Raw genomic sequence first — 26,582 nt, forward strand, 5'->3', positions numbered from 1 at the left:
ACGGTTTGCTTCCTAGGATATATGGGAGGATAATTATGACCAGTCCCCTTTACAAAACGAAAGAAAGAGAAAAAGCCAAATTTAAAAGAATTCTCGAAGCACTTTCCCAGCTCAATACCAAGGAGCTCATGGCTCATTGGATAGATCAGGAAGTGAAGGAATCTGAAATGTACTACAAGCTCTACACAATGAGCAAGGAGGTCAACTGGGACGAGCGGGTTCCAAAGCTTTTCTTCAGTATGTATAAAGACTGCTTGGGACACGCCGAAACACTGCTAAAACTGTACCGTACTATGTATCCAGGCGAGGAAGTTATTAAGGTTAATGTCCCCGCCCTAGAGGTGGAGCTGTCCGAAGATCGCCTCAGAGAGATGGTGTTTAAGGGAAACCTCCGGGGCATTCTCGAGTACTTAATGGGCACCGAGAAAATTGCACATGACGTTTACAGCTACCTGGCGAATCACACTTCCGACGAAAAAGCAAGAGCGACTCTCATCTGGCTAGCGGAGATTGAGAATGGGCATTACGAAAAGCTGAGAAGTCTTTATGTGGCACTCTTCGGAGATGATCCCGAAGAGGAAGAAGAATGAGATAATTCTGTACATTTTCCGCGCTTAATTTTTACCGGATGATGTTGTTAACCTTTAGGTATGCCTCTATTTCCTTAACCTCCTCAGGAGAGAGCTGAAATACTCTTTTTTCTGCATAAGGTGCCGAGGCTATCACATCTTTAACATTCTTGAACTCAGCCTTGCTGAGACCGAGCATGTGGTGGGATTTCTTCAATGCGGCAGTAACCGTGCTCCTCCTGTGCTGAAAGAGAGCCCTAACGAGATCCTCATTCAGTTCTATGGCCTCACTTTTCGGCTTGGGTTCAAGGACAACGACTGCAGAGTCAACCTTTGGCCGGGGATAGAACGCACCTCTTCCAATCCTCTCGACGAGTTCAACGTAGGCCTTGGCCTGAACCATCAGTGAGAGGCGAGAGTAGTTCCTGTCGCCCGGCCTTGCCACCATTCTCTGTGCGAACTCAAGCTGGTAGATAAGAACGGCTCTCTCGAATCCGTATCTGATGAACCTGAAGGTTATCGGGGAGGAAATTTGATAGGGCAGGTTTGAGACTATTTTGTTAAACTCTGGAAAATCAACCTTTAGAGCGTCTCCCTCTATTATCTCGACGTTGGACCAGTTGTACTCCTTTCGCAGTATTTCAACAAGACGTGGGTCCTTTTCTATGGCATAAACCTTCCCGGCACACTTGCTGAGCGCATCCGTGAGAACACCAAGTCCGGGGCCGATTTCAAGAACGACATCTCTTCCGCTAAGTTCAGCCCTCTCAACATTTCTCTCGATGATATCGTCTACTATTAGAAAGTTCTGTCCAAGGTCAGAGTTTGCTCTTAATCCGTATTTAGAAATGAGAGAAAAGAGGCGCTCCCTCATACCCTGAATATCCTCCTGGAACCAACGAAGAGCCTGTAGCGATCCTTCCCTTCAAGCTCATCAACAACGCGCTTGGCTATCATCTTTGCTGGATCAGGAAGACCCTTAACTCTGTGCCTCAGATCTTCAAAGCTCTTGAAGGGCTCCCTCTTACGTTCCTCTATGATTTCCCACATGTGCTTCTTGCCTATTCCCGGAAGAAGCTCGAGGCTGTGGAGCCTGTTGGTTATCGGCGGGGCGATGTTGAAGAACTGGACAAAACGCTCTTCATTGTTCTTGACTATCTCTTCCACAACATAGGGGAGTTCGGCCTTAGCGGTAGCAGTGAGATCATCGTAATGGATCTTCTTGTTGATCATGAGAATCTTATCCCTCTGCCCCTTGCCTATGAATACCCTCTCGTACAGCATCAGATCCTCCCTTGGAGCCACCTCGAGAAGAGTGAATGCCTTTTCACCTATTACCTGTGCCACAGGCTTTCCGGTTCTCCTGCCGGTCTTCAAATCAGTGTATCCTTCCGGCAGATAGTCCAGCACATAGGCGTACTCCTCATACTCAACATTCCGCCTCTTCTTTTCGAGACTCTCCCTGTAAGAATGCCTCCGGTACCTATCCATTTTCTCTCCCCCAGAAATTATACCCATCAGGAGTTTTTATACTTTGTCGAGAAAAGGGAAAGAAGGGAGTCACTCCCTGTAGTCGTCGAGGAGCTTTATTATCTCCTCAGCCTCTTCCCGAGTAGGCATGTAGTCTTCCTTGGTAAAGATAACACGGATGTCGAAGTAGTCCTCTGGCATGAGGTCAACAAGCTTAGCTGCCAGCCTCTCGTCGAGCCATTCAAAGAGAGCCAGGAGCCTCTCTTTGAGTTCCTTCGCCTGCTCCGGCTTGAGCTTGGCAAAGCGCTCGGCATGTTCCAGGCTAACCCTGGCCTCGTAGAACATCGGCTCCTCCGGGTTCTCCTCCACACCCTCGGCCTTACGCCTCTCGAGGAGCTCTTTGGTCTCCGCTATGGTAAGATAACGCTCCTCGAGCTTTTTCCTTCCTATCATGCTCATCCCTTCTGAGCCCTGAGGTGGACTGGGTGGATGAAGAAGGTCTTTATTTTGCCGCCGTCCCTAATCTGGACGATGTAGGCATCGCCACGCTTGCCAACAACGGTTCCGGTCCTTCCGTGGAATCTTGGGTCGGGCATGCCCTTGTGGTAGCTAGGCTCGATGACGATGTGAACCTTCTGCCCGACCTCAAACTCCTGGAGGAACCTAGTGAGCGGCGGGAGACCTCTCCTCCTCGGCTTCTTGCTGAGCTTCCCCCTGGTCTTCCTCCTAAAGCTGTGGGCCTTCTGAACCATACCAATCACCTCACAGATTTTTACCCATCCCGCAAAGGGTATATAGACATCCATTAGGGCTTTTTCAGACTTTCAAACCTTTTCGGCGTATGGACTAAGCCTATTATGGCTTCGTTACCCAATCGGCGAAAAGCGTTTATAAAGTTTTCACTCATCGAGGATGTTCAGAACATCCAGCCTTTCGCACCAGGCTGGCTTCCCGAGGAGGTCGCTAACGGAAGGCTTGGTTCTTCCTTTATCACCCGAGATGAGCTCTTTGATGTAGAGGCCGCCATCGGTGATTAGCCTCAACTCAAAGTGCTTCTCGTCTATCCATCTTGCCTCCGCTTCATGAATCCTCTTGACCCTTACTTTGTCGGCTCTCGCCTTCCTCACGCGCCAGGGCGTTCTTTGGTGTATCTCAAGCCCTCTAAGCTCTCTCGCCACTTCCTTGGCTTCCTCTGGAGTTGCACCGTCTTCAACGAGAACCAGGGCGAGGTATTCCTTCCGGTGGTTCTTTGTGAGAACTTCCTCAGCCTCCTTAGTGGTCACAAAACGAAGGTCAAGAACCTCCACCTTTCCGCTCGCATTTATCTCCTTTGCTATAGCTCCGAGATCGAGCTTCCTTTTCTTTGGCCCTTTTATCTCAAGGATGAAGGGCCTGCCATTGCCGAGCATCCTAACGTCAACATCCTCCCTGCCGGCGCCCTTAAAGACGCACTTCCCCCCCGCAGCCCTGGAAAATGGACGGCAAATTATAGACGCAACGCTCTCCTCGAATTCCGGAAGGGGCGTCTGCGGAATGCCCCTAACAAGCTTTCTATAGCGACCATAAATGTAGAGGGGATTTATCTGAAGCTCGATCTTCCCCGAATATGGCTCGACTATGAAAACAACATCCGGAGTTTTTGAGGTATCCTTTCCAGTTGCGAGGCCAAAGGCCTTGCCAAGCTCGCGGTTGAATTCTCTGTTTATGGGCTCGCCAGTGTCTATACCGAACTCCTCCCAGAGGGCTTTTTCTCTCTCCTTTATCTCCTCGGAGAAGCGGGAACCGACTAAAAAAGTGTCGAACTCTATCCCTTTGCTCACCTTTTTCATGAGTTCAATGAGTTCGGGAATCCTCTCAAAAACGTTCCCGCAGAGCTCACACTTCTCAGCCTCTTCTATTGGCTCTAATCCTTTCGCTGAGCGCTCCATGTTGAGGACGAACCTTATTGCCTTCCCGCGTTCCTCGTTAGTACCTCTTCCAAGCCGGGCAAAGAGCCTGCCGAGGCAGTGGTCACAGAGGCTATTTGCTTCAAGAACCTTTTCAGCCTTCTCGACTATCATGTTCCCACCCTAAGCTTTATATCTCACCTTTCCGACAATCTCGCGATGATGACTCGTAGGCAGCGCATAATAAAGCTTTTGGAGGAGCGCGATTACTCACCGGGTGAGCTGGCAGTAGCATTGGAACTCCGCGGCAGAGGGGCGAAAAAGGTAATACTCGAAGACCTGAAGGCCATACAAAAGACCCTTAAGCGTGAGGGAAAGGTTCTTCTCATAAAGCCCGCCGAGTGCAGGAAGTGTGGCTTTATCTTCAGGCCGGAGATAAACATACCCTCCCGCTGTCCGAAGTGCAAGTCAGAGTGGGTAGAGGAGCCTAGATTTAAGATAGCACCTAAGTAATTGTCATTATGACAGAATTCATCCAAATTTTTGGGAGATTCTTGTCATTCATCCAGCCCGAAGGTTTATATTAACCTCTCACCAGTATAAGGCGGAGGGAAAGGCTATGCGCAAAGTTGAGCGGTTTATGCAGGAAAAGGGCCTCAGTGTTGGGGATTACGTCAGAATAATCGAAAAGGATAACGGAAACAAGAGCATCTATGAAGGAATAGTCATGAACCCCTACGAGCTCTCCACCGGCGAGACGCTTACGCTCAAGCTTGACAATGGCTACAACATTGGAATCCTCGTTGACCAGATAGTTTCAGTTGAAATCATCGAGAAGGCTAAGCCAAGAGAGGAAGTAGAGTTCGAGGAAGTGTTTCCGAAAAGGCCAGAGCTTCCAAACGTTGCTATCCTTGGAACGGGCGGGACCATAGCAAGCAGGATAGACTACAAGACTGGAGCCGTCCATCCGGCTTTCACTGCGGAGGAACTTGCCAAGGCAGTTCCGGAGATTTTTGAAATAGCCAACATAACGCCGAAGCTCCTTATGAACATCCTCAGTGAGGACATGCGCCCGACGTACTGGGTCAGGATAGCCCACGAAGTTGCGGGCATACTGAACAACGGCGAGGACGGCGTCATCATAGCCCACGGAACGGATACGATGGCATACACCGCATCGGCTTTGAGCTTCATGCTCAGGGATTTAGGCAAGCCGGTCATACTCGTCGGCGCTCAAAGAAGCTCGGACAGGCCGAGCAGCGACGCGGCGATGAACCTCATATGCTCTGTCAGGATGGCAAGGGCTGATTTCGGCGAGGTTGCCGTTGTAATGCATGGGGAGACGGGTGACACATACTGCCTCGCTCACAGGGGAACCAAGGTCAGGAAGATGCACACCAGCAGGAGGGACGCCTTCAGGAGCATAAACGATATACCGATAGCCAGAATATGGCCGGGTGGTGAGATTGAGTTCCTCAGAAAGGACTACCGCAGAAGGACTGAAAGCGAGGTCTGGGTCGACGATGAGATGGAGGAGAAGGTCGCTTTGGTAAAGGCCTTCCCCGGAATGAGCACCGAGATAATAGACTTCTTCGTGGACAAGGGGTACAAGGGCATAGTCATAGAGGGAACCGGTCTCGGCCACGTGCCGACCTACGTCATAGACTCAATACAACGCGCTACTGAGGAAGGCGTTGCCGTCTGCATGACGAGTCAGTGTCTCTACGGCAGGGTAAATCTCAATGTTTACTCCACTGGAAGAAGGCTCCTCAAGGCGGGCGTTATTCCGTGCGAAGACATGCTTCCAGAGACGGCTTACGTCAAGCTTATGTGGGTGCTCGGCCACACTGATGATCCAAAAGAGGTCAGGGAAATGATGCTCACGAACTACGCGGGCGAGATAACGCCCTACACGAGGTTTGACACGTTCCTGAGGTGATGACAATGGCGTACGATTACGAGAAGCTCGGTCTTAAGGTCGGTCTTGAAATCCACAGGCAACTCGACACCAAAAAGCTATTCTCACCCGTTCCAAGCGAGCTGAGCGACGAGGTGGAGTTCATCTTCCAGCGTCGTTTAAGGCCAACTATAAGCGAGCTCGGCGAGATTGATCCGGCCGCTCTGGAGGAGTTCAAGAAGGGGAGGACTTACATCTACGAGGGCAGTTACGAACTGGCAGACCTCGTTTACATTGACGAAGAGCCGCCACACATGCCGGATGAAGAAGCCCTCAAGGTCGCCCTTCAGATTTCCTACCTTCTCAACGCCACTCCCATTGACGAGGTTCACTTCATGCGTAAAATCGTCATAGATGGCTCCAACGTCTCAGGCTTCCAGAGGACGGCAATAATAGCCATGAACGGAAAGGTGGACACACCGTGGGGAAGTGTTGGAATCCCAACGATCTGCCTTGAAGAGGACGCCTGTAGAATAGTCGAGAGGAAAGACAAGGAGGTAATCTACCGCCTCGACAGGCTGGGTATTCCTCTCGTTGAGATAAGCACGACTCCGGACATACACCACCCGGAGCAGGCAAAGGTGGTCGCCAAATACATAGGCGACGCTCTGAGAGCGACGAGGAAAGTCAAGCGCGGTCTTGGAACCATCAGGCAGGACCTTAACATTTCGATAAAGGGCGGTGCCAGAGTAGAGATCAAGGGAGTCCAGGAGCTAGACATGATACCAATCATCATTGAGAGAGAAATCGAAAGGCAGCTCAAGCTCCTCGAGATACGAGACGAGCTGAGGAGGCGCGGAGTCAAGCCAGAGGACATCAAAGAGGAATTCTACGACGTCACTGAGATATTCGAGAACACTGGCTCTAAGATAATAGCGCGCACGATAAATAACGGTGGAAAGGTCCTTGCCGTTAAGCTCCCCAAGTTCCGCGGGCTCATCGGGAAAGAGATTCAGCCCGGCAGGAGGCTCGGAACTGAGATGGCTGACAGAGCCAAGAAATACGTGAAAGGTATCTTCCACATTGATGAATTGCCGAATTATGGAATTACAGAATTAGAGGTTAATGCTGTTATCGAAAAACTCGGTCTCGACGAGGATGACGCCTTCGTCCTCATCGCTGCAGAGGAGGGAACTGCCAAGAAAGCACTCCGTGAGGTTCTCCAGAGGGCGAGGGAGGCTATAGACGGCGTGCCGGAGGAAACAAGGAGAGCTCTACCCGATGGAAACACCCAGTACATGCGCCCGCTTCCCGGCAAGGCAAGGATGTATCCCGAAACGGACATACCGCCGATACTCATCACGGAGGATATGAAAGAGGAGATACTCGCCAACCTGCCAGAGCTCCCGCAGGAGAGGGCCGAACGCTACGTAAAGGAGTACAAGATCGACAGGAGCCTTGCTGAAACCCTTGTAAACGACGAACGCGACGAGCTCTTCGAAGAGCTAATAGCGAAGGGCGTCAAGCCGTCCCTCGCTGCATCAATACTCGTCGTCGTACTCAAGGGTCTCAAGAAGGAGGTTCCCATCGAAAACATCACCGATGAGCACATCAGGGAGACTTTCGAACTCTATCTCAACGGCAAGATAGCCAAGGAGGCCTTCGATGAGATATTCAAGGAACTCGCGCTTCACCCGGAGAAGACGGCCCAGCAGGTTGCTGAAGAAAAGAGCCTGACACTACTCAGCGAGGAGGAAGTTGAGCGCATCATAGACGAAGTCATCCAGCAGAACATCGAAGTCATAAAGGCTAAGGGTATGGGAGCGATGGGCATGATAATGGGCCGCGCTATGGCGAAGCTCCGCGGAAGGGCTGACGGAAAGCTCGTGAGCCAGCTCGTAAAGAAAAAGCTGAAGGAAGTCCAAGGATCCGCACCTTGAAGTTTCCTTTTAAGTTCCATTTTATTCTTTGAATTCATCAAATGCCAAGGAATTTGCGTATTTTGAATTTGAGATGACCAAAAAACACACTGTTCAGATAAAAATCAGTTGTGTGGGTAAACAGCGTCTTTGCAGTCTTATAGTCGTCGAAATACAAGAACGCCAGCTCACGTAAGTCACGCTTATTGAAAATCAGGATCGTGTTTCCAATGGTTTTCCCACCAAAGATGTCCAATGGGTCATATCGTATCTTTGTCAGCTTTCGAACGTTTCCTAGCCCAACTTTTCCGTAGTTTTGAGCAATTAACTCGTCGATTAGTGTAAAGGAGCCCTTCCTAAACCCAGCGGGATGATCCTTGATCTCAATTTTTACAGGTTGCACGAACTTATCGACGACATAATACTGAAGAACGACCTTCTCTTTGATCTTGGCTAAGTCAAGCACGTTGAAGAGAGTCCTCAGGTACGTCTCGAGAAATACCTGGGGAGCAATTTCACTACGATGAAGCTCATGCAGAAGGGCTTTCTTTCCCTCAGGACATTCCAGTCTTAAAAGTTTCGTCCCGTGGGTTTCTACAATGTACACACCTTTATCTGCGAGAAAGGTCCTGTAATGAAGGGACTGTATTGGCATATTCTCAAATAAAAACTCAAACAACTTTGAGTGACTGCTCATTGATACAACACTGCAGGCATCCCCATCTATTTCAACTGTAACCATCATAGACATCCCAACATTTTTTGGGAAACATCCTAATTAATTTTTCTTTTGCTTTATGTTATCCGGGAATATAATAGAGAGACTAAGGATAAATTTGGGCGTTCTCACCAGCTTAGATTACAATAAGTACAGGGATATCCGGGTCAGAGCATCGGCTCCTCATCACTCTTCAGAGTGAGGGAAATGGTCATCATCCCCAAATACGTCTCTTCTAGGATTTTTAAGCGTTGGGTAAGAGAGGAAAGAAGCTCAACGCCCAAGCTCCTTGTGAGCCTTGGCGAGGTGCTTCGCCGCTATTGCAGCTAGCAGTGAAAGCTCGCCCGCGAGAACTGCACCAGCGATTATCTCCGCGAACTTCTTGGCGTTCGTTCCCGGAGGGTCACCGCCGCCGGCGACTCCCATGATGCTCAAGGCTTCCCTCTGGGTCGGGACCCTAGTTCCACCACCGACGGTTCCTATCTCTAAGCTTGGCATTGTTATGCTGATGTAGAGGTCCCCTTCTGGGGTAACCTCCGCAAGAGTTATGCCGTGGGCCCCTTCCGTAATCTGCGCCTCGTCCTGGCCCGTTGCAAGGAATATCGCACCCACAATGTTGGCGAAGTGGGCGTTGAAGCCGTAGGAGCCAGCCTGGGCTGAACCCACAAGGTTCTTGCGATAGTTGACTTCGGCGATAAGCTCTGGAGTGGTCTTCAGCTTTTTCTCGACGATCTCGCGTGGGATTATCGCCTCGGCTATGACCGTCTTTCCGCGCCCATTGATGAAGTTCATTGCGTTGGGCTTTTTGTCAACACAGAGGTTTCCTGAGAGGGCAAGGTACTTAACGTCCGGAAACTCCTCTTCGATGACCTTCATTATCTCCTCGCTCGAGATGGTGACCATGTTCATACCCATGGCGTCGCCGGTCTCAAACTCAAACCTCAGATAGAGGTTATTGCCGACGATGAAGGGCTTAACGTCGCGGAGCTTTCCATGCCGCGTAACTTTAGAGACAGCCTTCTCCTGGAGGTAGCCAATGTTTGCCTTGACCCACTCCGCAACCTCTCTTGCCCTTCTCGCGTCCGGACACTTTAGGAGCGGCGCACGGGTCATTTTATCACTTATGATTGTTGTCTTGACCCCACCGGCCGCCGTCAATGCAGAACAACCGCGGTTGACTGAAGCTACTAGTGCACCCTCCGTCGTCGCGAGCGGAATGTAGAACTCCCCCTTGGCGTATTCGCCGTTAATTTTGAGCGGTCCGGCAACGCCCATCGGTATCTGGACGACGCCTATCATGTTCTCGATGTTCCTTCCGATGACTTGGTTGGGGTCTATGGAGTAATGTCCAATGTTCTCGAGGCTTATCCCAAACTTTTTCTCAAGGGCTTTCCTTCTTATTTCAGTGGCGAGCTTCTTGTCGCCGTTTGTATATTTTTCAACCTGATGGAACTTTATTTCTCCGCTAGCTACCTTCTCCACGAGCTCTTCCATGTTCATTTCAACACCCCCAGAAATCAACCGAATATCCATTCTTCGAGGACTTCTCCAGTTTCCCGAAAGGCTATGGCGGCATCACTGTTAGGATAGTACTTAATGACAGGGACACCCAAATTGATGGACTCAGGAACTTTGTTATCAAAGGGTATCCACCCAAGAACTGGAACATTGAGGTCTTCCTCAACGGCCTCTATAATCTTGTCAACTATGTCCTCTGACTCCCTGACCTTGTTCAGTATCACACCAATGTTGAGATTATATCTCTCACCTAGGGCTTTCAGCTTTTCTATCTCGTTCTTAACCATTACCTCGAAAGAGTATATCGGAGAGCGCTCTATTTCAACCACTATAAGTTGATAGTTGGCAAGCTCAAAGGTAGGAAGCGTGTCAAATGGAATTCCAGTGGGCGAGTCAACGAAAACAACCCCGAACCGATATTTGACTCTTTCCAGAATATCCACTAATCTCTTTGGAGAGATGCCCAGAACATCCTGAAGCTGCGTGCTTCCTGGCATCACATGAACTCCCGTCTGGGGATGTTTGTAGATGGCCCATTCAGGATCAAGTTCGGGATTTTTGAGAAGCGAGTGGAGAGTGTACTTTACAGTATCAAGTGCAAAGTGGAAACCAAGGTTAGGCAGGTATAAGTCACCATCGACAGCAAGGACACGATATTCCCTCATGGCTAAGAAAGTGCTGAGGTTAGCAGTGGTGGTAGTTTTTCCCGCACCTCCCCGCCCGGTCACGACTATCAGCGCCATCTTTAGACCCCCTTTACTTAGTTGGAAAATACTCAAAGGAGAATATAAGGTTTCCGATAATCCATCAGGAAAACTATTGTTTACATCATTGAACCTTCACAAAAGGTTTATATCGCCCCGCCATTTAGATAAGCATGTAAACATTAAGGAGATGGTTGCTATGGCCGAAAAGATGCCGGCGATCGTTAAGACGAAGCCCGCCTACGGTGCGGAGCTCGTTGAAGTTGATATCCCCAAGCCCGGTCCTGGAGAGGTTCTCATCAAGGTTCTTGCCACCAGTATCTGTGGAACTGACCTGCACATCTATGAATGGAACGAATGGGCGCAGAGCAGGATCAAACCGCCCCAGATAATGGGTCACGAAGTCGCCGGGGAGGTCATCGAGGTTGGCCCCGGCGTTGATACAATCCAGGTTGGTGATTACATTTCAGCTGAGACTCACATAGTCTGTGGAAAATGTTACGCCTGCAAGCACAATCGCTACCACGTCTGCCAGAACACAAAGATATTCGGCGTTGACATGGACGGTGTCTTTGCCGAATACGCTATAGTTCCCGCCCAGAACGCCTGGAAGAATCCGAAGGACATGCCTCCCGAGTATGCAACCCTCCAAGAGCCCCTTGGAAACGCCGTTGATACAGTTCTTGCTGGTCCAATAGCCGGAAGGAGCACGCTCATCACAGGCGCAGGTCCGCTCGGTCTCCTCGGTATAGCCGTTGCTAAGGCCAGCGGTGCTTATCCTGTCATCGTCAGCGAGCCGAGCGAGTTTAGACGCGAGCTAGCAAAGAAGGTTGGTGCTGACTACGTTGTCAACCCCTTCGAAGAGGATCCAGTTAAGTTCGTTATGGATATAACTGATGGAGCCGGTGTTGAAGTCTTTCTCGAGTTCAGCGGTGCTCCTAAGGCCCTTGAACAGGGCCTCCAAGCGGTAACACCGGGAGGAAGGGTCTCGCTGCTCGGCCTCTTCCCGAGAGAGGTCACCTTTGACATCAACAACCTCGTAATCTTCAAGGCCCTTGAAGTACACGGAATAACCGGAAGGCACCTCTGGGAGACCTGGTACACCGTTTCGAGCCTTATTCAGAGTGGCAAGCTCAACCTCGATCCAATAATAACCCACAAGTACAAAGGCTTCGACAAGTTCGAGGAAGCCTTTGAGCTCATGCGCGCCGGCAAGACTGGAAAGGTCGTCTTCTTCCCCCACAAGAAGTGAGTTTTCCTTATTTTTCTTTCACCGCAATTCTTAAGTAACTCTTCTCAAACTCAACCCAAGGAGGTGGCCCTATGGAGCTTAGCTACCAAGAGAAGCTGACGCTCATAAAACTTAACGAGTTGAAGAAGGCTAAATTCGACGAGCTCGTTGAAAAAACCGGTCTCGACCAGGTCGCGGCCATGAGAGCCGTTCTCTGGCTTCAGAGCAAAGGTCTGGCGAGGCTCCACGAGAAGAGCGAGAGGATAGCAAAGCTAACCGAGACCGGTAAGAAATATGCCCAAATTGGACTGCCAGAATGGAGGGCTCTGAAAGTCCTCAGGAAAAAGGGCAAGGTTACACTCGATGACCTCAAAGAAGTCCTCAGCGAGGACGAGCTGAAGCCGATAGTCGGCCTCCTCAGGAAGGAGGGCTGGGCGAGCATTAGGAAGGAGGATGGAAAGCTCGTCCTCGAGATAACGGAGAATGGCCTTAAAGCCGAGGAGAGGGCGATTGACAGGGCACTAAAGCTCCTCGCCGAGAAAGAAGCTATTCCCGTCAGTGAGATTGAGGACATCATCAAGGTGAACGACCTCAAGAGAAGGAAGATAGCCGAAGAAGACATCGTAACCGAAAGAACCGTCGAGATAACGCCCGAAGGAGAGGAGCTCGTAAATAAAGGCCTTGAGCTCAAGGAGGAAGTCTCAACCCTCACGCCGGAGCTCATAAAGTCCGGAAAGTGGCGTGAGGTCGAGTTCAAGCGCTTCAACATCCAGGCGCCGGTGAGAAGGATTTATCCCGGCAAGAAGCAGCCCTACAGGGCATTCCTCGACAAGATAAGGAGAAGGCTCATAGAGATGGGCTTCATCGAAATGACTGTTGACAGCCTCATAGAGACGCAGTTCTGGAACTTCGACGCTCTCTTCCAGCCCCAGAACCATCCGGCGAGAGAATGGACAGACACTTATCAGCTTAAATATCCGAAAAGCGGCTACCTACCTAATGAAGAACTCGTCGAGAGGGTTAAGACCGCCCACGAGAGAGGCATAGCTGGCTCACGCGGCTGGGGCTATGTCTGGAGTCCGGAGAGAGCCATGCTGCTGATGCCGAGAGCCCACGGTACCGCCCTAAGCGGCAGGCAGCTTGCTAAAGGTGTCGAGATTCCGGGCAAATACTTCACGATACAGCGCGTTTTCAGGCCCGACGTCCTAGACAGGACGCACCTCATAGAATTCAACCAGGTGGACGGTTTCGTGGTTGGTGAAGACCTCAACTTCAGGCATCTCTTAGGTATACTCAAGCGCTTCGCCGTTGAGATCGCCGGAGCCAAGAAAGTCAAGTTCCTGCCGGACTATTATCCGTTCACCGAGCCGAGCGTACAGATGAGCGCCTACCATCCCGAGCTCGGCTGGGTCGAGTTCGGCGGCGCTGGAATATTCAGAGAGGAAATGACGAGGGCCTTGGGCATAGACGTTCCTGTAATAGCGTGGGGAATCGGAATTGACAGACTTGCCATGTTCAAACTCGGAATCGACGACATAAGGTATCTCTTCAGCTACGACCTGAGGTGGCTGAGGGAGGCGAGGCTGGTCTGGTAAAGGGGTGATGCTCATGCCAAAGTTCGATGTTTCGAAAGCGGATTTAGAGAGGCTCGTCGGAAAGAGCTTCACCGTTGAGGAATGGGAAGACCTTTTCCTCTACGCGAAATGCGAGCTCGACGACGTCTGGGAGGAGAACGGTCAGATTTACTTCAAGGCAGACTCAAAGGACACCAACAGGCCAGACCTCTGGAGCGCCGAGGGAATAGCGAGGCAGATCCGCTGGGCACTTGGGATGGCGAAGGGCCTGCCGAGGTATGAGGTCGAAAAGAGCGACGTCGTTGTTTACGTTGATGAAAAGCTGAAAGATATCAGGCCCTACGGTGTCTACGCCATCGTTGAGGGCCTCAGCCTCGACGATGAGGCTCTCAAGCAGATGATCAACCTCCAGGAGAAGGTAGCGCTAACGTTCGGAAGGCGCAGGAGGGAAGTTGCAATAGGCATCTTCGACTTCGACAAGGTCAAGCCACCAATTTATTACCGCGCCGCTGAGAAGACTGAGAAGTTCGTTCCGCTGGGCTTTGAGGAAAAGATGAGTCTCGAAGAAATCCTCGAGAAGCACGAGAAGGGCAAGGAATACGGCCATCTGATAAAGGACAAGCCATATTACCCGCTCCTCGTTGACAGCGAGGGCAATGTCCTTTCCATGCCCCCTATTATCAACTCCGAGCTGACCGGAAGAGTGACGACTGAGACCAGAAACGTCTTCGTCGACGTCACTGGCTGGGACTTAAACAAGATTATGCTCGCCCTTAACGTTGTTGTCACTGCTCTGGCCGAGCGCGGCGGGAAGATAAAGAGTGTAAAGGTCGTTTACGGAGACTTCGAGATAGAGACACCCAACCTAACTCCGAAAGAGTTCGAGGTTGGGCTCGAGTACATCAGGAGGCTCGCAGGGATAGATCTCAGCGACGAAGAAATCAAGGAGCTCCTCGAGAGGATGTTTTACGAGGTGGAACTCGAAAATGGAAAGGCCAAGCTCAAGTATCCGGCATTCCGCGATGACATAATGCACGCCCGTGATGTGCTCGAGGACGTCCTCATAGCTTACGGCTACAACGAGATCAAACCGGAGGAGCCGAAGCTTGCCGTCCAGGGCAGGGGAGATAAGTTCGTTGAGTTTGAAGATGCCGTGAGGGAGCTCATGGTTGGCTACGGCCTTCAGGAGGTTATGACTTTCAACCTGACCAACAGGGAGGCTCAGTACACCAAGATGAACCTCCACTTCGGAGAGCATCCCTCTGGGGAGTACGGTCATCACCCGCCGGCGAGACTCGTGGAAATAGAGAATCCCATAAGCCCCAAGTGGTCCGCTTTGAGGGCATGGCTGATTCCCAGCTTAATGGAGTTCCTGAGCCAGAACACCCACGAGGAGTACCCGCAGAGAATATTCGAGGTCGGAAAGACAACGCTCATAAACGAGAACAGGGAGACCAAGACCGTAAGCGAGAGCAAGCTTGCAGTTGCCATAGCCCATCCACGCGTAACTTTCACGGAAGTCAAAGAGATTCTCGACAGCGTTATGCACCACCTCGGCCTCGAGTATGAGTTGAAAGAGATCGATCACAGCAGCTTCATCCCGGGAAGGGTCGGAAAAATCATCGTGAACGGTCAGGAAGTAGGAATAATTGGGGAGATACACCCGAAGGTGCTGGAAAACTGGGGAATAGAAATGCCGGTGGCGGCCTTTGAGGTCTTTCTGAGGCCGCTCTACAGGGAGCCGTATCTCTGACCTTTCTCATTATCTATCTTTTCGTTTTGAATAGAAAAGTGTGATGAAAATATCGGGTTGGCGTCTTTTCCGACATTTTTCGAGTCCCCACCAAAGTTCTTAAGAACGAACTGCCACATAATATCAAAGTTCACGATGTTTATGAAGACTTCAGGTTCAATTGCTGACTCCACTTGGTGATCACCTCCTTCAGCTCTTTCTAAGTTGATGATCCTAAGGCAATTTTATTAAACATTTCGAAAAGTTTTGAAGATATCTGTCAAAATCTGCCCAATTTTTACATATATCATTGTCATAATGCCAACAGATTAAACACCAAAAAGGCTTTAACTTTCACTTAACAACTTCCCATCATGAGGCTTGCCCTTCGTATAGCTTACGACGGAACTGCCTTCTATGGCTTTCAGAGGCAACCAGGCCTTAGAACCGTCGAGGGAGAAATCATTAGGGCTCTCACTAAGCTGGGTATAATAGAGGACGTTGAGAGCTCCAACTTCAAGGGTGCATCAAGAACTGATCGGGGCGTTTCTGCGTTCTTCAACGTTGTGGCCTTTGACGTTGCTTCGAGGCCGGATCTAGTCAGGCCTGAGGTGCTCAACTTTCACCTGAAGGATGTCTGGGTTCTCGGAACTGCCGAGGTTCCGGAGGATTTCCATCCCCGCTTCTGGGCCAAGTCAAAGACCTACCGCTATTACCTCATTGATGCGGGGTTTGATGAAAAGGCTATGAGGGAGTGCGCAAAGCTCTTCATCGGAACTCACGACTTCTCAGCCTTTGCAAGGCTTGAGCCCCACAAAAACCCCGTGAGAGAACTGATTAGAGTCGATATCATCAAACGCCAGGGATACTACATAATTGAGCTCGAAGGCAAAAGCTTCCTGTGGGAGATGGCCAGAAGAATAGTAAATGCACTCCGCTTCTGTGGACTGGGCATCCTGACGGGGGAAGAAGTGGAGAGGATGCTCAACGGCGAGTACTTCAGGAAAATCCCACCAGCAAGACCAGAGGGGTTGGTGCTGTGGAGGATAGAATATAAGGGTATCGAGTTCAGAGGAGACGAGAAAGGAATCAGAAAAGCAAAACACGACCTCTTCGAACGCTATTCAGAGGCATTAACCAGAGCTGCATTATTTGGCGACCTTCTTCTTGGTCTTTAGGTTCATCTCCCTGTCATAATAGCGGCCATAGTATTGCTTCAAAGCCTTCTGTCTCTCGAGGAAGTGCGTGAAGAGTAATGGATCGTCGTCTTGGACGTCAACTATAACGGCCTTCATGCCCTTCTTGGGCCTCAAAGCCCTGCCTATAGTCTGGATGGTCATTATGTCACTCTTACCACCGCCAGCGAGGATTATAGCAGAGATTTCCGGTATGTCAACGCCCTCCTTGAGCAACGTGGACACGAGGACGGGAATCCTCCCTTCCTTGAAGTCCTCGAGTATCTCCCACCTGTTCGGGCTCTTTGAGCTGAGGAACTCGGCCTTTACCCCTTCCTTCTCAAGCATCTCCTTCAATATCTTGCCGTGTTCTATCCTCTTAACGTCGATGAGAACACGGTGGCCTCTCCTAGCAAGCTCAACGGCCTTTCTAATTATCGCCCTGTTCCTCTCATCGTTGTTCATTATCATATCCTCGTAGAGCTCCTTGTAGCGCTCACTGAAGGACGGCATGCTGGACTCGTAAGTTACTATCTCAAAGCGGGGCTTTGCAAGGAAGCCTTCCCTGATCAGGTCTTCGGCGCGGACTTCGAATATAGTCGGACCCACAACGGCCTCTATCTTTATCTCTTCTCCCCTGATCCGCCTCCAGGGAGTGGCAGAGAGACCGAAGCGGTACACCTGAGGTAGGGAAAGGCCCAGCTGATAGAACTTCTCGGCCGCAGATGTCCTGTGGCATTCATCGAACATGACTATCGCATAGTCGTTCTGCAACTTATCGGCACCTCTGGAGAGGAGTGTCTGTATCATCGCTATGGTCACAGCCCTTTCTTCCCACTTGTTGTCACCCACTATTCCGGGCTCAACACCGAGGACTTCCCTTACTTTGTCGGCCCACTGATAGAGAAGCTCCTTCGTGTGAACCACTATCAATGCGGATAGGTCAAGCTCATGGATTATCCTCAGTCCAACGACCGTCTTTCCGCTTCCAACGGGAAGGGAGAGAACTCCCATCTTCTCCTTCAGAGCTTTCTTTACGGCTCTTTGCTGGTATTTGCGCATAATGTAGTTCTCGTTCCAGGTGGAGTTGAGCCTAACTCCCCTAACCTGGCGCTCATCCTTTACCCTGACCCGATAACCCTTGGAGTTGAGGAATTTCTTGACTCTGGGGAGAACCCCTACCGGAAATGTCCTCTCGTATGGGTCGTAGAGGCTTTCTGGCTTTTCCCATTTGCCAAAGTCCTTTTTGTAGGTCAGTAGTTCATATATTCTGAAGTACACCTGAGGATCAGCTTTCTCGATGTACACCAGTGCAGAGCCGTCTGGAATACGAAGTACCACCACGGGCATGGCCAATCGCTGGGAGTTTGGAAAAAGGCTTTATAGACCTTTTGGAACAGTAGTCTAAGGTGATAAAATGCTGAGGGAAATCATCGAGCACTTTAATGATACGGTCGTCATTGATGAGCCCGTTAGCAAGGAGCTTGAGATAACGCGCTATTTACTGAAATACAAGGACAGGCCCGTTCTCTTCAGAAACGTGGACGGCTGGGAAGTTGCAGGAAACATCTGGTCAACGAGGGAGAGAATAGCAGGATATCTTGGGATCAGGAAGGAAGAAATTCTTCACCTCATAGCAGATGCCATGGAGAACCCCCTGCCGTACCAGATGGTCAAGAACGCCCCGTTCATGGAGAGTTCTACCAGAGATTTCTCTCTTAAGGAGCTCCCGATTCCAAAGTACTACCCGAAGGACGGCGGTCAGTACTTCACCTCGGCCATGGTCATCGCCAAGGACGAGAATGGCTTTGTTAACATGTCCTTTCACAGAATGATGGTTATCGGCGAGAAGCGCGTCGCGATAAGGCTTGTGCCAAGGCACCTTTATTCGATGTGGAAGGATAGAGCGGAGCGCGGGGAGGAGCTCGACGTCAGGATAGTCGTCGGCAATCCCATACACCTTCTCCTCGCCGGAGCAACGAGCGTAGCCTACGGCGTGAGCGAACTCGAGATAGCGTCGGCTATAAGCCGGAGGGCCTTTGGAAAGCCCTTAGAAGTCACTGAGATTGGTGACATTCCCGTTCCAGTTGAGAGCGAGTTCGTCTTCGAGGCCAAGATACTTCCGGAGCTCACCGATGAGGGTCCCTTCGTGGACATAACCGGGACCTATGACTACGTAAGGAAGCAGCCCGTAGTGGTCTTCGAAAGGATGCACCACATGGAGAATCCAGTATTCCACGCCCTCCTGCCCGGCGGCTACGAGCACTACATGCTCATGGGCCTCCCGAAGGAGCCCCAGATATACGCGAGCGTGAAGAGGGCCGTCCCCAAGGTTCACGGTGTCCGCCTAACGGAGGGTGGGGCAATGTGGCTCCACGCGGTCGTCAGCATAACCAAGCAACACGATGGCGACGGCAAGAACGCGATTTTAGCGGCATTTGCAGGGCACCCGAGCCTGAAACACGTCGTCGTTGTGGACGAGGACATCAACATATACGATGACAGGGAAGTTGAGTGGGCGATAGCGACGCGCTTCCAGGCCGATAGAGATCTTGTGGTAGTGCCCAACGCCCGCGGAAGCTCCCTCGATCCCTCGGCTGAAAAGAGCCTCACCGCAAAGTGGGGAATCGACGCCACAAAGCCGCTTGATAAAAAGGAAGAGTTCGAGAGGGCAAAACTCTGATTCTCTATTTTATTTCTGAAGACGGCCAGAATCCCCCTCAAAAAGGAAAAGAAAGTTATTCAATCATCTTGAGAAAGATCTCCTCGAGGCTGGGCTCCTTGACCTGCATCGTAAGTATCTTAGCACCCTGTGATGCTACGAAGTCATGGATTTCTTCCCTGATGTCTCCCGGAGCCACGATGCGGTACTTCTTCTCTCCCAGAGGCGTGACGGCCCACTCAGCTCCACTGAAGTCAATGGGCTTGTTTGTCTCGAGGACTATCGTGTAGCCGGCCCTCATGAGGAACTCGCGCTTGATGTTGTCGAGGTTGTTCTCAACACGGAGCTTGCCTTTGACTATGACGCCAACGGTGTCACATATCTCCTCCACGTGGGCAAGGATGTGGGACGAGAAGAACACAGTCTTTCCAGCCTTTTTCTGCTCCCTGATGATTTCCTTGAACTCCGCTATTCCCGTTGGGTCAAGGCCCGTCATAGGTTCATCGAGGATCAAAAGCTCAGGATCATTGATGAGCGCCTGGGCAAGAAGCAGACGCTGGCGCATTCCCTTGGAGAACTTGCCCACCTTTTTGTCCCTGACCTCCCACAAGTTGACGAGCTGGAGGAGCTCCTTCGCGCGCTTTTCCCTCTCGGTCTTTGGAATTCCGAAGGCCTCACCGATTATGTCAAGCGTCTGCATTGGAGTAAGGAATTCCCAGAGGGTAGCGTGCTCGGGCATATAGCCTATTCTCCTCTTAGCCTCGACGAGCTTGTTCTCGTCGTACTTTCCGTCCCTGAAAACCTCCTCACCGAATAGCTCTATCCTTCCCTCCTGGGGAAAGATTAGGCCAAGGACGCTCAGGATGGTAGTGCTCTTTCCGGCACCGTTCGGCCCGAGGAAACCGTATATCTGACCGTGCTTCACCTCAAGGTTGAGGCCGTCCAAAGCTCTAACGTCCTTGTACACCTTGACCAGGTTCTCAATCCTCAGCATGAGCATCACCTCAGGTCCATCCTGCTGAACCTGTAAAATCCGACGATCAAATAGAGGAGGGTCATCCCGACTATTATCCCGAAGTTCACGAGGTTGTGGCTTATGGCGTATGCCATACCTCTGTATTCAGGATTTTCAGCACCTTCGTCGATGGTTGTCCCAACGTCTCCGGTGATTACCCCTACCTGGGAAGTGGGCACGTAGAAGAGATATTTGGTGGTGTAATCTTTCTGCAGCTGCTTGACGTCACTCATGCTCATATCTGGGTTGCCCATCATCTCCTTAAACACCAGGTAACCTACAATGTTGGGCATGATGAGGAACAGCACGAAGACCAGAACCAGAGCCACTCCGAGGGCAGAGCTCGAGGACTTTATGAGAGTCGAGAGTATGTATCCGAGGGCAACGAGCTGAAGCATTGCCAGGAGAAGCAGCATGTTCAGGAGCAGAACATCCGTCACGAGCTGGCCGCTCAGCGGAACGCCAAGGTAGACAACCCCCAGAACGCCGATTAGCGTTGAGAGGAGCAGGGCGATGAAGAGAACCACTGCATGGGCAAGGAATTTGCCGCCTATGTAGCTCAGCCTCTTTATGGGCTTGCTCATTGCAACGCGGAGGGTCCCCTTCTCTATCTCACTGTTTATCGCCGTAGCGCCCATGAGAAGGGCGAGTATTCCAATGAAGAAGCCCGCCATGCCCGTGACGAACTGTATCAGAAACGTCATGGCGGCCTCAACGGTGAAATCCTGCGCCCCCATGCTCTTCATGATGTAGAACACAGGAATGTAAAGAAGCGCCATTATGCCGAGTATTACCCAGAGCTTCTTAGTTCGAAGGCTCTGCTTAAACTCAAGCTGAAATCCCCACCACATACAATTCACCTCCGATTATTAGCGTCACCGTGAAAGAGCTTCCAATCATGTTACAACTAATATTAGAAGTATAAAAATTTTGTCTTTTAAGTGGGATTAATAAAAACGAAGGGGCTAAGAAAGGCTACAGAACAGTAAGCTCCAGAACCTTTTCGGCCTTGTTACAGTGCTTTTTTAGCCTCTCTTTAACCTCCTCATTCCCACCGAGAACCGGCCATAAAATCGAGTCAATATGAAGCGGCGGGATTGAAACTTCCTCGGCTATCTTTTGCCAGAAGCTAACCGGCGGCTCATTTGTAAATCGCTTGGTGTAGGCGTTTATCCTCACATCGTCAGGGATTTCTATGGCCATTGGATAAGGGACGAACTCCCCAAAGGCTATCCTCCCGGCATAGCCGAACATCTTGACAGCAAAGACAATTGTCTTAGCGTTCTTCTTTGAACCAAGCACCATAGCCAGGTCGTCTCTGAGCGCCCCCATGTCGTCGAAGTAGTATCTTCTGAGGTCGTCAAGGGTTAGTTCCTTGAGAAAAGGTTCGAGCTTCTCAAGCCGCTTTATCTTCCCAGCGACGAGACGCCTGTTAGTTCTCGAAACCGGAAGAAACTCAGCGTAGGCCTCGGCTATGCCCTCAGTTGGGGGGTTATCAGAGAAATATTGCGAGAACTCCCACCACCACCGCTCGCCTTTGGCGGTCAGCTGGTAGCTGACTATCGAGTTAGCAATAACGAGCTTTATGAAGAGCTCATCGTCATCCAGGTTCTCGTGCAGGTTCCTGAGAGCATCAAACTGAAGGTCAACCTTTTCCTCAATTGTCCTCGCACACTCCAGGCCAAGCTCTCTTAAGATTCCCTTTAGACGGGCAACTTTTGCTTCATCGACTTTGTACTTTACCCTGATGAAGCGATCGAGGGTCAACTTTCCCCACCCATCACATTCTTTAAGAGCCTTTCAAGAAAGACGTTCTCCCCGGCTATCTCGGCACCTTTGTTCCTCGGAAGGCCCAGCTCAACCCTCGCTCTAATTCCGTGTTCCCGAAGGTAATCGTGGGCTTCAGCACTCAGTCTTGCGAACTCACTCTTGAGTATCAGCCCATAAACCGTCGGTCCCCAGGAGCTCTGGCCATACCCGTAGGTTTTCTGAGCCAAAAAGTCGAGTATCAGTTTAACGTCCTCCCTGAACTCTCCTCCCTGATAGGCCTCGAAGTGTTTGCCAACGAGCCGCTGAATGGCACTTAGATGTTCTCCGAAGGTCTTCACGTCCCTCTCTTTGAGCGCGGGTAGGAGACCGAGCAGTATTCTATGGGATATCTCCATCGCGACGTCCACCCTTCCAACAACTCCTGCCATGACGGGCTTTTCTTCCTCTTCATCGAGGCCGGGCTCCAGCTCAGGGATTATGAGGAGAAATGCCCAGCTATCGGGGAAATCCTCGCGGAAGATGAGCGGAGGTATGCCACCCTTAACACCGCCGTCTATCACAAAACCTCCGTATTTAAAGGAGTAGATGCCTGCTCCACCGTTCTTACCTCTGCCGAGAACCCTTGCAAGCTCCTCAACGGAAACGTTTAGATTCCTGAGCCTTGCTATCCCGCTCGCCACCGCGAGGCTCAGCTGGGTTGTTGAGCCAAGACCAACGTGTCTCGGAATGGCCTTTCTAACCTCTACGAGATAGTTAACGCCCGTTTCATAGTAGGAGTTCATCCTCTTTATCGCGAACTCTATCGTCTCCCTGTCCTCGCCCTCCGCGATTATCCTCATGGCATCACTCTCAACTATTTTAACCTCGTAGCCACCCTCTAGGGCAACTCCAAGGCTTCCAAAGCGTCTTCCAAAGGTAGCGGAAGGGTCAATGAGCCCGAGGTGGAGCCTCCTGGGAGTACGGATTATCATGAACACCACCGGAGAAAGTTGATGCATATGTTTTTTAACCATTGGCAAAAACTTTTTAGGATGAATTTAATTACATTCTGCGGTGATAACATGCAGAGGAGTGAAAATCTGGGCCTCGAGGAGCTGATGGTGTGGATGCTTTACCTGGTGGCGTTCCTGCCGTTTTTTGTATCAGTTACTGCCGGGGGTGCCCTCCTCGTGCTTGCCGAGGTGTACTTTGTTCTTGTGCTGGCCAAGAACGGCAGGGACGTAATCCAGCTTCCTGTGCCGGGGGGATTTATTCTCCTGAACGCCGTCCTCATATGGAGCGACATGAGCTGGGAAATACGGCACGTGCTCACAGCCCTCGCGACCCTAACATTTATACTCTGGGGCATCAAGCTCAGTACCGAGGTGAAACCATGAAGTTTGCAAGGGTTGATTTGGACGAGCCGAGGATAATGGGGGTCATCAACGTCTCACCCGAAAGCTTCTACAAAGGAAGCGTCAAAAATGACGAAGAAAAGCTGATAGAAACTGCGGTGAAGATGGTGGAGGAGGGAGCCGCTTTTATTGATATCGGGGCGAAATCAACTGCTCCCTACCTTGAGACTCAAATTCCGCTTGAGGAGGAGATAAGAAGGGCAGTGTGGGCGATAAAGACCATCAGAGAGCATGTTGACGTTCCGATAAGTATAGACACCACCAGTGCGAAGGTCGCGGAGGAAGCCCTCAAAGCTGGTGCTGACATCATAAACGACGTTACCGGCCTCAAAGGCGATGAAAAAATGGCAGAAGTGGCTAGAGAATACGGCGCCCCGGTGATAGTCTGCGCCCACGGAGAAGTACGGAACTTCAGCGACCCGGTTCACACCGTCATAGATTTCCTCGAGGAGAGCATAACCATAGCCGAAAAGTACGGCATCGAGGAGATTGCTGTTGATCCAGCCATCGGATTCCTCCGCCCGGAGTGGCCGCCTTGGTACGAGTGGGACTCCAAGGTCATAGCAAACCTCAACGCCCTCAAGATATTTGGCAGACCGATACTTATTGGCGTTTCGAGAAAGTCGTTCATCGGAGCAATAACCGGCAGAAAAGACCCCTCGGAAAGGCTTCCGGGAAGTTTGGCGGCCACAGCAATAGCCGTCCTCAAGGGTGCTAACATAGTGAGAACACACGATGTGAAAGAAACGCTCGATGCGGTTAAGATAGCAGACTTCATAAGGCGGTTCGCGCCTTAGCTTTCACTTCTTTCCACTCCTCCACGAGGGTGACCAGAAGGGACAGCGCGACAGGGCCGATTATAATGCCGACGAATCCGAAGGCCAGAAAACCTCCAAAAATACCGACAAGGGAAACCAGTGCGTTTACACCTCTCTCCCTAACCGCTATTCTCGGCCTGAGCAGAAAATCTGGGAGCGGCGAGATAAAAACGATGCCGTAGAAAGCGAAGAGAATGCCCCAAAGGACGTTACCCTCATTGATGAGGTACACAGTTCCCGCAAGCCAGACCACCCATCCGCCAAATACCGGGAGGAGCTCGAATATAACTGTGAAAATTCCCGCAGCGATCGCACCACCCGTTTCGGCCATTCCAAAGAGCAAAAAGCCAGCAGCAGCAAATAGTCCCTTGAGAACGCTAAGGGAGAGCCAGCCACGCAGGAGGTTGTGGAGGGTTTCGCCAGCCCTTTCGAGAAGCTTTATCGCCAGCTCTCGGTTCTCCGAAGGCAGGAGGGAGTAGACCTCGCGCTTTATCGCCCTGGCGTTGACGAGGATGCCGTAGAAGGCGAAGACCATCACTATTGCCTGGAGAGAGAGCTTGGGAAGGGAGTAGGTGTAGCCGAGGATGTACTCCTCGAAGCGCTTCGGTATGTCCTCGGCGAGCTTCTGAACGAGCTCGTAGAGCGAGGGCGGGAGGTTGAATGTGAGGAGCCACGTGAAGAAGCCGTCTATGTAGTGAGCGAGCGAGTGCTTGACGTCGTTCATCCACAAAGCAAAGCCTATTATGAAGAGAAACGTCAGGATTGTCAGGAGTATGGTCATCGTAAATGCAGAAAGCCGGTTGCCCATCCTTCTGGCAAGCCTTTCATGGAATGGGTAAAGTATGTAGGCAAGGGTCACGGCTATGATGATGGGGGAAAGGATAGGGCTAACCGTCTCCCATACAAGGTAAAGGACTATGAGGGAAATCGCTATCCATATGGCAGCTTCAAGCTCCATCCAGCATCCCCAGGTACTTGAGTATCAACTCTCTCGCGCTTGGCTTGTTAAAGACGAAGAGCACTCCCCTGCCCTCGTCAAGGATGAAGTTCTTCCCAAGGACTAATAAACCTTTCTTGAGCTTGTGGATCTCGGCTTTCTCAAAGTCGATGGCATCTTTAACCTCTTCCGGAGCATTTATCCCCGCGAGGACCTTCTCAAGCCTGTTGAGGACACTTTGGTTGAGGAACTTTATTGGGCTTGGTCTGAATTCTTCGGCCGTTATCTCGCCAGCGTCCATATAGATGCCCCAGAACTCCTTGGCGCACTCGAAGGGGTAGACGTAGTCCTCGCCGTAGTCCGGCAGGTAGAGCTCCCTTATGATGGCCAGCAGAACCCTTCTGGCATCGCTCCCATAGAACTCTATCCTGAGGTTGAACTTCCAATCCTCGAAGCCGTTCTCAAACACCTCGAGCTTCTCCTCGCACAGCAAGCTCCCACCCCCTCAGCCCGTTTTCAGGTAGGGACCAACATAGCGGGGGTCAAGAAGGAGAGCCGTGCTTCCGAATATGGCAAAGTTCGAAGATGAGCGACCGCTGTAAATCACTATTCTCGGGTTGGTTACATTAAGCATCTCCTCAAGCACCTTGACAGCGTAGTCCAGGTCGCCGGTCTCATCTACGAGGCTTCCGGTGACGTTCATGGCAAACCACGTCCTTCCGGTAGCGTACTCCCTCGTCTCGTTGAGACTCATGCCCCTGCCACTGCTCACGGCCTGGAGGAAGGCCTGGAAGTAAGTGTCAACACTCTCGGTTATCATAGCCTTCTCTTCTTCGGTCAATCCCCTCCACTCGGCGCCCATGTCTTTGTAGGGGCCTGTTTTGAAGACCTCCACCTTTATCCCGTTCATCTCGTAGTTCTGCTGAAGGTTATAGTGGACGTAGATGACCCCTATGCTCCCAACCTCAGCAAGCGGGTCGGCGATTATCTCCTCCGCCCCAACCGCTATGTAGTAGCCTCCCGAAGCCGCTATCCCACCGGTATAAGCTACGACAGGCTTTATGAAGTTGAGCTTCTTAACAGTGGCGTATATCTCCCTCACCGGACCGACATAGCCGCCGGGACTCTCTATCCACAGCACGACGCCTCCGATGGAATCATTCTCGGCGATGTCTCTAAGAACCGGGATAATGCTAAGGGCGGTGTACTCGTCGATAAGCCCGAAGATGGGAACAATGGCTATGGTAGTGTTGCCTTCGGGGAGGTTCTGTTCCCTCAGCTGAGCTTTGAGGAAGTCAAGTTGCCTCTGGAGCTCGTCTAACTGGAGCTTGTAGGCTGTAACGTTGCAGCTTGCATTGAGGGATCCTTCAATTATAACAGTGCTTGTGACGTTTGAAGGTATGTAGTTCTGGAGCTCGGAGCTCTGCATGTAGAGCAGAACAACCGCTATGCTGGATGCCGCGAGGAGAAGAATGAGAATTGCCGAGACGTATTTCCAGATGTTTTCCCTCATTCACTCACCCACGTATAGTCTGGACTGAAACTTTTAAACTCTGCCCCTCGCTAAGCTTTTATATCCAGCGCTCTACTCTT

Annotated in this window: 28 protein-coding genes; 11 read left to right on the plus strand and 17 right to left on the minus strand. The window is 51.1% G+C overall.

Annotation, left to right across the window (positions count from 1 at the left end; all coding sequences use genetic code 11):
• Window positions 1–35: 35 nt before the first annotated feature.
• Window positions 36–590, plus strand: coding sequence for a ferritin family protein (locus E3E32_RS04025; RefSeq protein WP_167730347.1), 555 nt, complete (start codon window positions 36–38; stop codon window positions 588–590).
• A 31-nt stretch (window positions 591–621) separates the two neighbouring features.
• On the opposite strand, the gene rsmA is transcribed toward E3E32_RS04025, so the two are convergent.
• From rsmA to E3E32_RS04050, 5 genes are all read right to left on the minus strand, one after another.
• Window positions 622–1,443 (minus strand): 16S rRNA (adenine(1518)-N(6)/adenine(1519)-N(6))-dimethyltransferase RsmA, encoded by an 822-nt coding sequence (rsmA, locus tag E3E32_RS04030; RefSeq protein WP_167730349.1) that lies wholly within the window; start codon window positions 1,441–1,443, stop codon window positions 622–624.
• Entirely contained in the window at window positions 1,440–2,060 is a 621-nt protein-coding gene (locus E3E32_RS04035; RefSeq protein ID WP_167730351.1) for a DUF655 domain-containing protein, read from the minus strand. Before E3E32_RS04035 ends, rsmA begins: the two co-directional genes overlap by 4 nt.
• A 69-nt stretch (window positions 2,061–2,129) precedes the next feature.
• Window positions 2,130–2,492 (minus strand): RNA polymerase Rpb4 family protein, encoded by a 363-nt coding sequence (locus tag E3E32_RS04040; protein WP_167730974.1) that lies wholly within the window; start codon window positions 2,490–2,492, stop codon window positions 2,130–2,132.
• Between the two features lie 2 nt (window positions 2,493–2,494).
• Window positions 2,495–2,791: a 50S ribosomal protein L21e gene (locus E3E32_RS04045; RefSeq protein WP_048055028.1), complete on the minus strand. Its 297-nt coding sequence runs from the start codon at window positions 2,789–2,791 to the stop codon at window positions 2,495–2,497.
• Window positions 2,792–2,938: 147 nt separating this feature from the next.
• Entirely contained in the window at window positions 2,939–4,099 is a 1,161-nt protein-coding gene (locus E3E32_RS04050; RefSeq protein ID WP_167730352.1) for a tRNA pseudouridine(54/55) synthase Pus10, read from the minus strand.
• A gap of 45 nt (window positions 4,100–4,144) precedes the next feature.
• Here E3E32_RS04050 and E3E32_RS04055 point away from each other — a divergent pair, with 45 nt between their 5' ends.
• From E3E32_RS04055 to gatE, 3 genes are all read left to right on the plus strand, one after another.
• The gene (locus E3E32_RS04055) at window positions 4,145–4,438 is read left to right on the plus strand and encodes a transcriptional regulator (RefSeq protein ID WP_167730355.1); all 294 of its coding nucleotides are present in this window, start codon (window positions 4,145–4,147) and stop codon (window positions 4,436–4,438) included.
• Between the two features lie 106 nt (window positions 4,439–4,544).
• The gene (gatD, locus tag E3E32_RS04060; protein ID WP_167730357.1) at window positions 4,545–5,864 is read left to right on the plus strand and encodes a Glu-tRNA(Gln) amidotransferase subunit GatD; all 1,320 of its coding nucleotides are present in this window, start codon (window positions 4,545–4,547) and stop codon (window positions 5,862–5,864) included.
• Window positions 5,864–7,762 carry a Glu-tRNA(Gln) amidotransferase subunit GatE gene (gene gatE / locus E3E32_RS04065; protein WP_167730359.1) on the plus strand — a complete coding sequence of 633 codons (1,899 nt, stop codon included), beginning with the start codon at window positions 5,864–5,866 and terminating at the stop codon, window positions 7,760–7,762. Before gatD ends, gatE begins: the two co-directional genes overlap by 1 nt.
• Before the next feature lie 37 nt (window positions 7,763–7,799).
• Here the strand turns inward: gatE and E3E32_RS04070 are convergent, their stop codons facing one another.
• From E3E32_RS04070 to E3E32_RS04080, 3 genes are all read right to left on the minus strand, one after another.
• Window positions 7,800–8,492, minus strand: coding sequence for a hypothetical protein (locus E3E32_RS04070; RefSeq protein ID WP_167730361.1), 693 nt, complete (start codon window positions 8,490–8,492; stop codon window positions 7,800–7,802).
• A gap of 240 nt (window positions 8,493–8,732) precedes the next feature.
• A complete protein-coding gene (gene hmgA, locus E3E32_RS04075) occupies window positions 8,733–9,959 on the minus strand; it encodes a hydroxymethylglutaryl-CoA reductase (NADPH) (RefSeq protein ID WP_167730363.1) in 1,227 nt (408 codons plus the stop codon).
• A gap of 17 nt (window positions 9,960–9,976) precedes the next feature.
• Complete coding sequence (locus E3E32_RS04080) at window positions 9,977–10,720, minus strand: MinD/ParA family protein (protein WP_012571355.1); 744 nt, start codon at window positions 10,718–10,720, stop codon at window positions 9,977–9,979.
• A gap of 160 nt (window positions 10,721–10,880) precedes the next feature.
• Between E3E32_RS04080 and tdh the strand changes: the two genes are divergently transcribed.
• The 3 genes from tdh (at window position 10,881) to pheT (ending at window position 15,239) form a co-directional block, all read left to right on the plus strand.
• The gene (tdh, locus tag E3E32_RS04085; protein WP_167730365.1) at window positions 10,881–11,933 is read left to right on the plus strand and encodes an L-threonine 3-dehydrogenase; all 1,053 of its coding nucleotides are present in this window, start codon (window positions 10,881–10,883) and stop codon (window positions 11,931–11,933) included.
• Between the two features lie 71 nt (window positions 11,934–12,004).
• Window positions 12,005–13,507 carry a phenylalanine--tRNA ligase subunit alpha gene (locus tag E3E32_RS04090; protein WP_167730367.1) on the plus strand — a complete coding sequence of 501 codons (1,503 nt, stop codon included), beginning with the start codon at window positions 12,005–12,007 and terminating at the stop codon, window positions 13,505–13,507.
• Between the two features lie 13 nt (window positions 13,508–13,520).
• Window positions 13,521–15,239, plus strand: coding sequence for a phenylalanine--tRNA ligase subunit beta (pheT, locus tag E3E32_RS04095; RefSeq protein WP_167730975.1), 1,719 nt, complete (start codon window positions 13,521–13,523; stop codon window positions 15,237–15,239).
• Here pheT and E3E32_RS04100 read toward each other — a convergent pair.
• Window positions 15,218–15,412, minus strand: a complete 195-nt coding sequence (locus E3E32_RS04100; RefSeq protein WP_167730369.1) for a hypothetical protein — start codon at window positions 15,410–15,412, stop codon at window positions 15,218–15,220. The genes pheT and E3E32_RS04100 overlap by 22 nt on opposite strands.
• A gap of 180 nt (window positions 15,413–15,592) precedes the next feature.
• On the opposite strand from E3E32_RS04100, the gene truA reads away from it, so the two are divergent.
• Window positions 15,593–16,396 (plus strand): tRNA pseudouridine(38-40) synthase TruA, encoded by an 804-nt coding sequence (gene truA / locus E3E32_RS04105; RefSeq protein ID WP_167730371.1) that lies wholly within the window; start codon window positions 15,593–15,595, stop codon window positions 16,394–16,396.
• Here the strand turns inward: truA and E3E32_RS04110 are convergent.
• The gene (locus E3E32_RS04110; protein ID WP_206205238.1) at window positions 16,367–17,743 is read right to left on the minus strand and encodes a DEAD/DEAH box helicase; all 1,377 of its coding nucleotides are present in this window, start codon (window positions 17,741–17,743) and stop codon (window positions 16,367–16,369) included. The two genes, truA and E3E32_RS04110, sit on opposite strands and share 30 nt — an antisense overlap.
• A 67-nt stretch (window positions 17,744–17,810) precedes the next feature.
• On the opposite strand from E3E32_RS04110, the gene E3E32_RS04115 reads away from it, so the two are divergent.
• The gene (locus E3E32_RS04115; RefSeq protein ID WP_167730373.1) at window positions 17,811–19,076 is read left to right on the plus strand and encodes a UbiD family decarboxylase; all 1,266 of its coding nucleotides are present in this window, start codon (window positions 17,811–17,813) and stop codon (window positions 19,074–19,076) included.
• A gap of 55 nt (window positions 19,077–19,131) precedes the next feature.
• Here E3E32_RS04115 and E3E32_RS04120 read toward each other — a convergent pair whose 3' ends face one another.
• From E3E32_RS04120 to E3E32_RS04135, 4 genes are all read right to left on the minus strand, one after another.
• Complete coding sequence (locus E3E32_RS04120; protein WP_167730977.1) at window positions 19,132–20,049, minus strand: ABC transporter ATP-binding protein; 918 nt, start codon at window positions 20,047–20,049, stop codon at window positions 19,132–19,134.
• Between the two features lie 5 nt (window positions 20,050–20,054).
• Window positions 20,055–20,921, minus strand: a complete 867-nt coding sequence (locus E3E32_RS04125; protein ID WP_167730374.1) for an ABC transporter permease subunit — start codon at window positions 20,919–20,921, stop codon at window positions 20,055–20,057.
• Between the two features lie 124 nt (window positions 20,922–21,045).
• Window positions 21,046–21,837 carry an N-glycosylase/DNA lyase gene (locus E3E32_RS04130; protein ID WP_167730376.1) on the minus strand — a complete coding sequence of 264 codons (792 nt, stop codon included), beginning with the start codon at window positions 21,835–21,837 and terminating at the stop codon, window positions 21,046–21,048.
• Complete coding sequence (locus E3E32_RS04135) at window positions 21,834–22,811, minus strand: beta-ribofuranosylaminobenzene 5'-phosphate synthase family protein (protein ID WP_167730978.1); 978 nt, start codon at window positions 22,809–22,811, stop codon at window positions 21,834–21,836. Before E3E32_RS04135 ends, E3E32_RS04130 begins: the two co-directional genes overlap by 4 nt.
• A gap of 90 nt (window positions 22,812–22,901) precedes the next feature.
• Between E3E32_RS04135 and E3E32_RS04140 the strand changes: the two genes are divergently transcribed.
• Window positions 22,902–23,216, plus strand: coding sequence for a hypothetical protein (locus E3E32_RS04140; protein ID WP_167710778.1), 315 nt, complete (start codon window positions 22,902–22,904; stop codon window positions 23,214–23,216).
• Window positions 23,213–24,031, plus strand: coding sequence for a dihydropteroate synthase (gene folP, locus E3E32_RS04145; protein ID WP_167730378.1), 819 nt, complete (start codon window positions 23,213–23,215; stop codon window positions 24,029–24,031). Before E3E32_RS04140 ends, folP begins: the two co-directional genes overlap by 4 nt.
• On the opposite strand, the gene E3E32_RS04150 is transcribed toward folP, so the two are convergent.
• Genes E3E32_RS04150 through sppA form a run of 3 tightly spaced genes read right to left on the minus strand, consistent with a single transcriptional unit; the run spans window position 24,009 to window position 26,502 of the window.
• Complete coding sequence (locus tag E3E32_RS04150; RefSeq protein ID WP_167730380.1) at window positions 24,009–25,010, minus strand: AI-2E family transporter; 1,002 nt, start codon at window positions 25,008–25,010, stop codon at window positions 24,009–24,011. The genes folP and E3E32_RS04150 overlap by 23 nt on opposite strands.
• On the minus strand, window positions 25,000–25,482 hold the full coding sequence (locus E3E32_RS04155; RefSeq protein ID WP_167730381.1) for a PH1570 family protein: 483 nt from the start codon (window positions 25,480–25,482) through the stop codon (window positions 25,000–25,002). The genes E3E32_RS04150 and E3E32_RS04155 overlap by 11 nt, the downstream gene beginning before the upstream one ends.
• A 12-nt stretch (window positions 25,483–25,494) precedes the next feature.
• A complete protein-coding gene (sppA, locus tag E3E32_RS04160; protein WP_167730383.1) occupies window positions 25,495–26,502 on the minus strand; it encodes a signal peptide peptidase SppA in 1,008 nt (335 codons plus the stop codon).
• Window positions 26,503–26,582 lie beyond the last annotated feature (80 nt).

Origin of the sequence: Thermococcus sp. GR6, assembly GCF_012027415.1 — an archaeon.
GTDB classification, from domain to species: domain Archaea; phylum Methanobacteriota_B; class Thermococci; order Thermococcales; family Thermococcaceae; genus Thermococcus; species Thermococcus onnurineus.